Annotated in this window: 9 protein-coding genes; 7 read left to right on the top strand and 2 right to left on the bottom strand. The window is 50.4% G+C overall.

Annotated elements, in window-relative coordinates:
- The first annotated feature begins 139 nt into the window (after positions 1-139).
- Positions 140-916 carry a DUF1997 domain-containing protein gene (locus tag AACR41_RS11865; protein WP_223209882.1) on the top strand — a complete coding sequence of 259 codons (777 nt, stop codon included), beginning with the start codon at positions 140-142 and terminating at the stop codon, positions 914-916.
- On the opposite strand, the gene AACR41_RS11870 is transcribed toward AACR41_RS11865, so the two are convergent.
- Complete coding sequence (locus AACR41_RS11870; RefSeq protein ID WP_012307006.1) at positions 900-1370, bottom strand: DUF4079 domain-containing protein; 471 nt, start codon at positions 1368-1370, stop codon at positions 900-902. The two genes, AACR41_RS11865 and AACR41_RS11870, sit on opposite strands and share 17 nt — an antisense overlap.
- 158 nt (positions 1371-1528) lie before the next feature.
- Here AACR41_RS11870 and AACR41_RS11875 point away from each other — a divergent pair, with 158 nt between their 5' ends.
- Positions 1529-2989: an ankyrin repeat domain-containing protein gene (locus AACR41_RS11875; protein ID WP_030006584.1), complete on the top strand. Its 1461-nt coding sequence runs from the start codon at positions 1529-1531 to the stop codon at positions 2987-2989.
- Here the strand turns inward: AACR41_RS11875 and AACR41_RS11880 are convergent.
- Positions 2966-4195 carry a sugar phosphate nucleotidyltransferase gene (locus AACR41_RS11880; RefSeq protein ID WP_030006585.1) on the bottom strand — a complete coding sequence of 410 codons (1230 nt, stop codon included), beginning with the start codon at positions 4193-4195 and terminating at the stop codon, positions 2966-2968. The genes AACR41_RS11875 and AACR41_RS11880 overlap by 24 nt on opposite strands.
- 162 nt (positions 4196-4357) lie before the next feature.
- Between AACR41_RS11880 and ruvB the strand changes: the two genes are divergently transcribed.
- From ruvB to gltX, 5 genes are all read left to right on the top strand, one after another.
- Entirely contained in the window at positions 4358-5449 is a 1092-nt protein-coding gene (gene ruvB, locus AACR41_RS11885) for a Holliday junction branch migration DNA helicase RuvB (protein WP_030006586.1), read from the top strand.
- Positions 5450-5552: 103 nt separating this feature from the next.
- Complete coding sequence (locus AACR41_RS11890; RefSeq protein WP_030006587.1) at positions 5553-7049, top strand: site-2 protease family protein; 1497 nt, start codon at positions 5553-5555, stop codon at positions 7047-7049.
- Between the two features lie 62 nt (positions 7050-7111).
- Entirely contained in the window at positions 7112-7729 is a 618-nt protein-coding gene (locus tag AACR41_RS11895; protein ID WP_030006588.1) for a DUF6391 domain-containing protein, read from the top strand.
- A 99-nt stretch (positions 7730-7828) separates the two neighbouring features.
- Positions 7829-8041 (top strand): photosystem I reaction center subunit IV, encoded by a 213-nt coding sequence (locus AACR41_RS11900; RefSeq protein ID WP_012307012.1) that lies wholly within the window; start codon positions 7829-7831, stop codon positions 8039-8041.
- 168 nt (positions 8042-8209) lie between these two features.
- Complete coding sequence (gltX, locus tag AACR41_RS11905) at positions 8210-9655, top strand: glutamate--tRNA ligase (RefSeq protein ID WP_030006589.1); 1446 nt, start codon at positions 8210-8212, stop codon at positions 9653-9655.
- Positions 9656-9836: the final 181 nt, after the last annotated feature.

The following is a 9836-nucleotide window of genomic DNA, read 5'->3' on the forward strand; positions in this document are numbered from 1 at the left end:
TAACCTCCTAAAATCGCTGGCGGAAATTTGCCTTCGATTTACAATTATTACCCTGAATTCCTCGGTCTTGGGGTGCAACTTTACAGAAAAGCGGGCATGATTTTAGGTACAACAAGTTTATTTCTTGTCTTTTGCTGCTATGAACCCTGCGGAATCGTCTCGTCTATTCACGGCCTTTGGTGACGGTAACCCCGAAACGCCACCGATGCATTTTGAGACCCACTATCGAGGGATCATGCAAATGTACGCGCCCCTAGAGGAGGTTGCGGCCTACCTAGACCGCCATGGCGGTTGGTTTCACCGTTGTGCAAAACCGATGCAGGTAGAACCCCTCACCGAGAATGGCTATATTCTGACGGTGGGCAAGTTTGGCAATTTCGGCTATGAAGTAGAACCAAAACTGGCGGTGGTTTTTGACCCCCCCGTTGAAAATGCCTACAGAATGTACAATGTGCCCCTCCCTGAGGCCCAATCCCAGGGCTATGCCATTGATTATGATGCGTTAATGTGCCTCGATCATCTCCCCTGGGAACAGGTACTTGCCAACGATGCCCAGGCACACAAACTACTCGGCGATCGCCCGATGCCGCCGGTGATTACCCAGGTGAATTGGGAGCTGCATTTACAGGTGCTGGTTCAGTTTCCCCGGTTTATCTACAAGTTGCCCCAGGGTCTACTGAAAACCACAGGCGATCGCCTCCTCGCGACCATTGTTTCCCAGGTTTCGCCGCGCCTCACCACAAAAGTTCAGCAAGACTTCCACGACTGTTTCAATCTCCCCTTACCCCTCAAGAGTGGTCGAGGTTGTACCGTCATTCGTCCTCCCGAAGACAATCCAGAAACCCACAAAAAAGAGGACAGTCCCCCTGTCCCCCCCGAAAATTTTGCCTGGACGCTACCTACAGACGGCCAATAATTTTCGTCACAATATCCATACCACTCACTGCCTGCCAACCAAACAGAGCCACCAGCAACGTATTCAAGCCAATGTGGGTTACCCGCGCCAAGTCGTTGCCCCGTTGCATAAAAGGCACTAAAGAGGCTGAGATGGCAATTAAACCGGTCATCCCTAAACCGACAAGGAGGTGGGGGCCAACGAATAATTTCCCGTTGTTGATGTAGGTGACGGCCATCCCGCCAATGGTGCCCAAAACCATAAATGCCAGCAGGGCCGAACCCACCTGGTGGTGCTTGAAGTTAAATTGTTTTTTGACCAATTCTTTGCGGACTTCTTTATCGGCACTCCGGATGCGACGGATCTGAATGCCGAGGTACATCGCATAAATACAAAGCCCAAACAAGACCCACATCATAATGGGGTGACCAAACTGGGACCAGACTTTGACGGACTCTGGAATTTCAAAACTCATGGGTGTTTTCTCCTTCGTTCAGGATGCTGAAATCTTTATAAAACTTAACCGATTCCCCTGGTAAATGGAAATTATCAACTAGAATCTGGGACGGCTTGGGACAGGATCGATCCGGGATACTTCTACAATAGAAATTAACCTTTATTGTATGTTTCGCGATGACAGCCCCCGTGGACCGCGCCCAGTTATTCCAGGCAATTCGCGCCCAAAATGTGGATCGAGTGGCCGCCTTGCTCACCCAGGGGGTACCAGTCAATATTTTGGATGGCGATCGCACGAGTCCTTTGATGTATGCCTGCCAAGTTGGGGCTTTGGATCTTGTTAAACTCTGCCTCACCCACGGCGCAGATTTAGAATTACGAGGAAAATATGGCCTCACGGCGCTGATGGTGGCGGCGGCAGCAGGACAAACGGCAGTCCTACATTTTTTGATTGGGGCAGGCGCGAATCCTAACGCAACTAATGAAGACGGCAGTACCGCGCTGATGGTGGCGGCCTATCGGGGGGCGATCGCCACCGTAGAAATTTTGTTGAAGGCCGGAGCCAAAATCAACCACGAAGATTTCGATGGAGATACGGCGCTCAATTTAGCGATTCAAGGGCAATACCCGGTGGTGGTGCAGATACTCCTGGCCCAGCGGGCTAACCCTTACCAAGGCCTAGGGGCGATGACAGTGGCCGTGTCGGAGCGGGCGATCGCCTGTTTAGAAGTCCTACTCAAGGCCGGGTTAAATGTGAATCTCCCCAGTAGTGACGGGAAGACCCCCCTCATGCACGCAGTTATTGCGGGTTACGATGAGGTCGTTGATATGCTGTTGGCTGCTGGGGCGGTGGTCAATGCCACGGATCTCGAAGGGGATACGGCCCTTATTTTTGCCGTCGAACAGGGGAATTTGCCCCTCACACAACGTTTGGTTCAGGCCGGGGCAACCCTAACTCAGCCAGATTTAATGCCTCTTGCGGGGGCTGCTGGCAATCTCGCCTTGGTGAAATATTTGCTTAAGCATCAATTAAATCCCAATAGCACCGATGCAGCAGGCGACACAGCTCTCCATTTAGCAACCCTCGAAGGCCACTACGATATTGTCGAATATTTACTCCGCCAAAATGCTGCGGTGAAGAACCTAGCCAACCACCAAGGTGATACCCCCCTCCTGGTTGCTGCCTACCAGGGACAAAGGGCGATCGCCCAACTTCTTCTCGACCAAGGTGCAGACCTCCACTACCAAAACGAAGGAGAAAACGCGCTCCTGATCGCCTTCAACCAAGGCAAGCTGGAACTCCTCGAACTTTTCCTGGCAAGGGGAGCTAATCCTGATGAACGTCTCCCCAGCGGCAAAACCCTCCTGATGGAAGCGGGCGATCGCGGTTATCAAGCAGTGATTGAAGTGCTGTTAAACGCGGGGGCCGATGTCAATGCCACAGATCAACACCAAGCCACAGCCTTAATGTGGGCAGCCCACCGGGATCACCATGCCGTTGTTCAACTACTCCTCGAACGGTGTCCAGATTTAGATCTCAATGCCCAAAATAAACGGGGCGACACAGCCCTTAAAATTGCCCAGTTTAACCAATGTAAGACCGTTGTGAAGCTCTTAAAGGCTGCTGGGGCGAGATGATGGCGATTGGGGACAGTCCTCCGCTAGGCCAGAGCTATTTAAAAATTCTTCAATTTCCAAGGATTCGACCACATGGGGATTTTTCACCGGCGCCGTGGGGGGATGGGCGTGGCGTACATCTGTAATCCACCAGTCCAGGGCTGCCTTTTGCAGATCAATGGTTGCCCCCGTTTTATCAACACAGTAGCGCCCAAAGACTAATTTATCTTTGAGGCGTACCCCTGAGCCCAAGCGGGAATATTCAAAAATCACACTACTTTCAACGGTCGCGCCTGCACAAATCCAACAACTGGGGCCAATCATGGTCGGGCCAATAATTTTTGCCCCATCTTCAATGCGGGTCATGCCGCCAATATAGACAGGGCCTTGGATATCGACTTTATCCCAGTTGACGGCCACATTCAGGCCCGTATAAACCCCTGGTTTGACTTCGATGCCGGGAATGGGCACATTTTTGATCTTGCCCTGGAGCACGCTCTGAATCGCCTGCCAATAGTCAGGGACTTTGCCAATATCTACCCACTCAAAGTCCATATCTAGGGCGTAAAAAGGTGCATTGGCCGCCACAAGCTTCGGAAACAGTTGACCACCAATGTCGAATTCGCAGTTGGGGGGAATAAAATCGATTACCTCTGGCTCAAAAATATAGATCCCGGTATTAATTTTCGTGCTGAGAGCTTCGGTAACGCTGGGCTTTTCTTGGAAACTGAGAATCCGGTCTTCGTCATCTGTGACCACCACGCCATAGCTAGAGACCGCTTCTTTGGGGACAGATTTCGTGATTACGGTGGCGATCGCCCCTTTTTCGCGATGCCATTGCACCGCTGCGGTGAGGTCTAGATCAATCAGAGCATCACCACAAAGCACCACAAAAGTATCGTCAAAAAATGGATGAAAATCTTGGATCTTCCGCAACCCCCCGGCGGAACCGAGGGCTGCCCCCTGTAATTCTCCGTCTTGGATACTGCCTTCAAAGGAATAGGCCAGATGTACTCCGTAGCGTTGACCATCCTTAAAGTAGCCTTCAATTTCGTGGGCGAGATGGCTCACGTTCACCATAATCTGATCAAAGCCATGTTGGGCGAGCAGATCCAGCAAAAATTCCATCACGGGTTTTTGCAGAATTGGGATGAGGGGCTTGGGGATGGTGTAGGTAATTGGACGAACCCTGGTTCCTTTACCCGCTGCCAGAATCATGGCTTTCATGAATGGTATTGTCCTCGAACAATGATTGTTTTCAGGCTAAATGGCGCAAAGCCTCGGAAGATTGGTCTTTATTTTACCGAAAGGTGTTCCTTTCCCTAAATGCCCGCATTTCCCAAAAGATTCAGTTTAGGATGGAGTGACAGTTGTTTTCTGTCTACAGCAATGGCGATTAAACGCAACCAAGGCCATGGTCTCCCGCCCAAAAGTGATCCGGCTTTGGGTAGAGATGCCCTCACCACGAGTCAAGCCCTGCCCGAAGACCAGGAACAATCGGCCAATGAGGATCGCATTCGTCCCCAACGTCTGAGAGATTACCTGGGTCAAAAGGATCTCAAGGAAGTGCTAGGTATTGCGATCGCCGCTGCCAAAGCCCGCCGCGAACCCCTCGATCACATGTTGCTGTATGGCCCCCCTGGGTTAGGGAAGACAACCATGTCCTTGATTTTAGCCGCAGAAATGGGGGTGAATTGTAAAATTACCGCTGCCCCCGCCCTGGAACGCCCCCGTGATATTAGTGGCCTCTTGGTGGGCCTAGAGGCTGGCGATATTTTGTTTATCGATGAAATCCACCGTCTTAATCGTATGGCCGAAGAATTGCTCTATCCAGCGATGGAAGATGGCCGCTTAGATGTCACCATTGGCAAAGGAGTCAGTGCCAGAACCCGTAGTATTCCCCTGAAGCCTTTTACTTTGATTGGCGCAACGACCAAAGTGGGGGCTTTAACCTCCCCTCTGCGCGATCGCTTTGGCTTGATTCAACGGTTACGTTTTTACGAGGTCGATGAATTGATTGCCATCGTCCATCGCAGTGCCTTGATCCTTGAGCAGCCCATTACCCCAGAGGGCGCTTTAGAGATTGCCCGTCGAGCACGGGGGACGCCCCGTATTGCCAACCGTCTGTTACGGCGAATCCGGGATTATGCCCAAGTCAAAGGCTATGGAGAAATTTCCCAAACGGTGGCGGCAACGGCTTTGGATCTGTACAACGTTGATGCTTTGGGATTGGACTGGACAGATCGTCTAATCCTAGAAACAATGCTCAATCATTTTGGGGGTGGCCCGGTGGGTTTAGAGGCGATCGCCGCAGCTACTGGCGAGGACAGTAAGACCATTGAAGAAGTTTACGAGCCTTATTTACTCCAAATTGGTTTTTTAAACCGCACGCCCCGGGGACGGGTAGTGAGCGCAAAAGCGAGACAGCATCTCGGTTTAATCCCGGTGGAACAAAGCACCCAACTCGACCTTTTACCCTAGTTTTAACGAGTCTTCCGGGTGGCGGCCTCAAAATTTCTTTCTGGAGAAATCCTTCTAAAATAGGGAAAACACTTGAAATTTGGACGATCAACGCAACTTTATTATGGATTTTTCCCCGGCAACCTCAGCATTAATACTGCTTATTTTCGCGGCTTTGGGTACGGTTTTGTGGGGCTATCGGCGATCGCAAAAAGCGGGACGCTTAGGGTTATTGGCCTGGGGACAATCCCTCGCGATTACGGTTCCCTGGTTGGTGCTATTGAGTTGCATTCTTTTAGGGGTGAGCCTGGATCTCATTGGTGTGGTGCTGATTTTGGTGGCTTCGGCGGGAGCCTATATTTATCTGGGTAATCTACGCCGAGAAGCAGGCCAGGGGGAAATGATTCGCAAACAGGCCTTAGAACGCCTCCAAACTGAAACTCAAGCCACGGAATCCTCGACACAAGCCCCAGCAGATCCGGCGACTGAACCCGAAATTCAACCCATTAATCCAGAGGATCTCCAAACCATTAAAGGTATTTTTGGCATTGACACATTTTTTGCCACAGAAGCAATTCCCTACCAAGAAGGGGCCATTTTTAAGGGAAATTTGCGGGGGGAACCCGAAGAAGCCCACCGAAAATTAACGGAAAAATTAGGCGATCGCCTGGGGGATAAATACCGCCTTTTCTTGGTCGAAGATCCAGAAGGAAAACCGGTGATCGTGATCTTACCGAGCAGTAATGATCCAAAAACCACGAGTCTCGCCCAGAAAAATGTCGCTTTAGTCTTATTTGTTGCCACCCTGGCGACGACCCTAGAAGCGATTGGCGTCCTCAAAGGCTTTGATTTCTTCAGTGATTGGCAGCGTTATACCGACGTCCTGCCCCTCAGCCTGGGGATGTGGCTCATCTTGGGGGTTCACGAACTAGGCCACTGGGTCACGAGCCGAAAATATAATGTCAAACTCAGCATTCCCTTTTTCCTCCCCAACTGGCAGATTGCTTCTTTCGGGGCGATTACCCGCTTTGAATCCCTGCTCCCGAACCGGACAGCACTCTTTGACATCGCCTTTGCTGGCCCAGCGGCGGGCGGGCTGATTTCCCTGCTTCTCCTCCTGGGTGGTTTTGGGCTTTCTAACCCGGACAGTCTATTTAAAGTTCCGAGTCAATTTTTCCAGGGTTCAGTGTTGGTGGGTACCCTGGCGCGCATTTTCCTGGGCGATGGGTTGCAACAAGCGATTGTGGCGATTCATCCCTTGACGATACTAGGCTGGTTGGGCCTTGTGATTACAGCGCTAAATTTACTCCCCGCAGGTTGTTTAGACGGAGGCCGCATTGTCCAGGCTATTTATGGTCGCAAAACAGCTCGTCGTACCACTATCGCTACCCTCGTGGTATTGGGGCTAGTGGCTTTGTTTAACCCAGCGAATCCCATTCCCCTCTACTGGGCCTTAATTATTATTTTTTTACAACGGGAAGCAGAACGCCCCAGCCTCAATGAACTATTAGAACCTAATGATACCCGGGCGATCCTGGGATTGGTCGCTTTATTTTTGATGCTGGTGACTTTAATTCCCTTGAGTCCCAGCTTGGCGGGACAATTGGGGATCGGCGCCTAATCTCTTGGGGAAAATTCAAGCTTAAATGGACAACATTTTTTCAGCAAAGGATAGCAACAGCAATGACAGCGCGTAATTTTTCCTGGGATGGTGACTGGTTTTCACCGCAGGCCAGTCAAGATCAAACTTTAATCGAGCAATTGGGTTTCGTGCCTGGTCTGAGAGAGCTGCTATTTATTCGCCAAGCCCACGCCCTGGAACATGGAACGGTCTGGGTGCTTACGGAATTGGCAGAACGCTATCCAACAGCTTGGCGTCACCACTATGCGGAATTAAGTGGGATGTCCACGGGGCAAGGTTTTTATTTATTTGGTGGCGTGGATAAAACTGATCTCTACCGGGCAGTCAGTACAGCAGGCGATCGCCTCCGGTCTGGGGAATGGAATTTAGCTGTTCATCCCCGCTGCGGCACCAATATTTCTGTCACCCTATTGCTGACTGCTGGCTTAGCAGGTGGAGCCGCCTGGTTGCTCCCCAAAGATCCCCTCACCCAACTCCTTGGTATGGGAACTGCTGCCGCTACAGCTTGGGCGATCGCCCCCGATCTCGGTAAATATGCCCAACAGCACATCACCACCGCGATTCCCTTCAATCTCACCCCCGAAGAAATCCAAGAAAACACGGACGAGAGTGGAAATCCAAGCCATTTTGTCCGATTACGGTGGCAGGACGCGCAATAAAACTTAAACACTTCAAGTGCCTGAAAACCCCTATCCGATAGTAGGCTGTTATCTAAGTCTAACTACACTCTTTAGTAATCGCTTTAAAGGAACATAAGCATGGCTATCGAACGCGGATCCAAAGTTAAAATCCTCCGGAAAGAATCCTACTGGTACGGCGATGTCGGTACAGTAGCAAGCATTGATAAAAGCGGTATTATCTATCCCGTCATTGTTCGCTTTAACAAAGTCAACTACAACGGCTTCAGCGGTAGTGCTGGTGGTCTAAACACCAACAACTTCGCTGAGCATGAACTCGAAGTCGTCGGCTAAGCCCCTCTGTCTCTCTTTTTAAAAACCCATTTTTGATATTAAACACACAACCAACATCGTCTCTTTGCGGGGCGGTGTTTTTATATGCCCCTTCAAATTCCTAAAGGACAATGGGAAAATAGCCACCACAAAGATTAAATTAAACCACTACAACAAAGGATTAACCCCGTGACTGTTCGCGTTCGTATTGCCCCAAGTCCCACCGGAAATCTCCACATCGGGACAGCTAGAACTGCTGTCTTTAATTGGCTTTTTGCCCATCACCATGGCGGTACCTTTGTCCTCCGGGTTGAAGATACCGATTTGGAACGGTCTAAGCCCGAATACACTGAAAACATTAAAACGGGTCTCCAATGGCTCGGTTTGCACTGGGATGAAGGCCCTTTTTTCCAAACCCAACGGCTGGATCAATACAAAGCAGCAATCCAAACCCTTTTAGATCAAGGTCTTGCCTATCGTTGTTACTGTACCCCCGCAGAACTTGAGGCGATGCGGGAACAACAAAAAGCGAATAATCAAGCACCTCGCTATGACAACCGTCATCGCAACTTAACGGAGGCGCAGCGAGCTGAATTTGAAGCCCAAGGTCGTAAACCCGTGATTCGCTTCAAAATTGACGATGCCCAGCAAATCGTTTGGCAAGATCTGATCCGAGGCACCATGACTTGGAAAGGTAGTGATCTCGGTGGTGACATGGTGATTGCCCGCACCCCTGAAGGGAATGAGTCTTTTGGTCAGCCTCTCTATAATCTTGCGGTGGTGGTTGATGATATTGATATGCAAATCTCCCACGTGATTCGGGGGGAAGACCACATCGCTAATACCGCTAAACAAATTCTTTTATATGAAGCCCTTGGCGCGGCAGTACCTCAGTTTGCCCACACACCCTTAATCCTCAATCAAGAGGGACGTAAATTGTCCAAGCGGGATGGGGTGACATCTATTGATGATTTTCGCCAAATGGGATTCCTCCCCCAGGCGATCGCCAATTATATGAGTCTTTTGGGCTGGACGCCGACCGACTCAACCCAAGAAATTTTTACCCTCGAAGAAGCCGCAAAGGAATTTTCCCTAGAGCGGGTCAATAAAGCCGGCGCAAAATTTGACTGGGACAAGCTCGATTGGATTAACGCCCAGTACCTCCACCAAATGCCGATCCCCACCCTGACTGATTTGCTTATCCCTTATTTACAAGCAGCAGGTTACGAAGATTATCTAGGCGATCGCTCCTGGTTAGAGTCCCTTGTCACCCTCGTTGCGCCCAGCCTCACCCGCTTGGCCGATGTTACCCAAGAAACCCGACTTCTTTTTGGTGACAGCATCACCTTAGACGAAAAAGCCACGGCCCAACTCCAAACCGAAGGCGTTAAAGCGATTCTCCAGGAAGTCCTCCAAAACATCCAAACCAGTACCGATCTCACCCCCGATGAAGCAAAAGCACTCATTAACCAAGTAACCAAAGCCCATGGCGTCAAAAAAGGCGTCGTCATGAAATCCATGCGTGCTGGGCTGATGGGCGAACTCCAAGGCCCCGATCTCATGCAATCCTGGGTACTCCTCCACCAAAAAGGTTGGGATATCGAAAGACTCAATCAGGCGATCGCCTCGATCTAACCCGTCATCGTAGGGATTTGGTTTTCAAATCCAAGAAGACCTCTGGTACTCATCAGTGGAATGAGGAAGGAGGTTTTTTAATATCCTCACCTAATCGAGAGGAATAGAAGAGCGTAGGGAGGTGGTTGTCAAATCCAGATTGAGGGGCTTAAGGACTTAAAATTCCAAATTTTTTCTCATT

This window comes from Picosynechococcus sp. NKBG042902 (assembly GCF_963864045.1).
GTDB lineage: Bacteria > Cyanobacteriota > Cyanobacteriia > Cyanobacteriales > MRBY01 > MRBY01.

Coding starts and splice junctions, on each gene's coding strand:
- AACR41_RS11865 (WP_223209882.1), top strand. CDS start 140: ATGAACCCTGCGGAATCGTCTCGTCTATTCACGGCCTTTGGTGACGGT.
- AACR41_RS11870 (WP_012307006.1), bottom strand. CDS start 1,370: ATGAGTTTTGAAATTCCAGAGTCCGTCAAAGTCTGGTCCCAGTTTGGT.
- AACR41_RS11875 (WP_030006584.1), top strand. CDS start 1,529: ATGACAGCCCCCGTGGACCGCGCCCAGTTATTCCAGGCAATTCGCGCC.
- AACR41_RS11880 (WP_030006585.1), bottom strand. CDS start 4,195: ATGAAAGCCATGATTCTGGCAGCGGGTAAAGGAACCAGGGTTCGTCCA.
- ruvB (WP_030006586.1), top strand. CDS start 4,358: ATGGCGATTAAACGCAACCAAGGCCATGGTCTCCCGCCCAAAAGTGAT.
- AACR41_RS11890 (WP_030006587.1), top strand. CDS start 5,553: ATGGATTTTTCCCCGGCAACCTCAGCATTAATACTGCTTATTTTCGCG.
- AACR41_RS11895 (WP_030006588.1), top strand. CDS start 7,112: ATGACAGCGCGTAATTTTTCCTGGGATGGTGACTGGTTTTCACCGCAG.
- AACR41_RS11900 (WP_012307012.1), top strand. CDS start 7,829: ATGGCTATCGAACGCGGATCCAAAGTTAAAATCCTCCGGAAAGAATCC.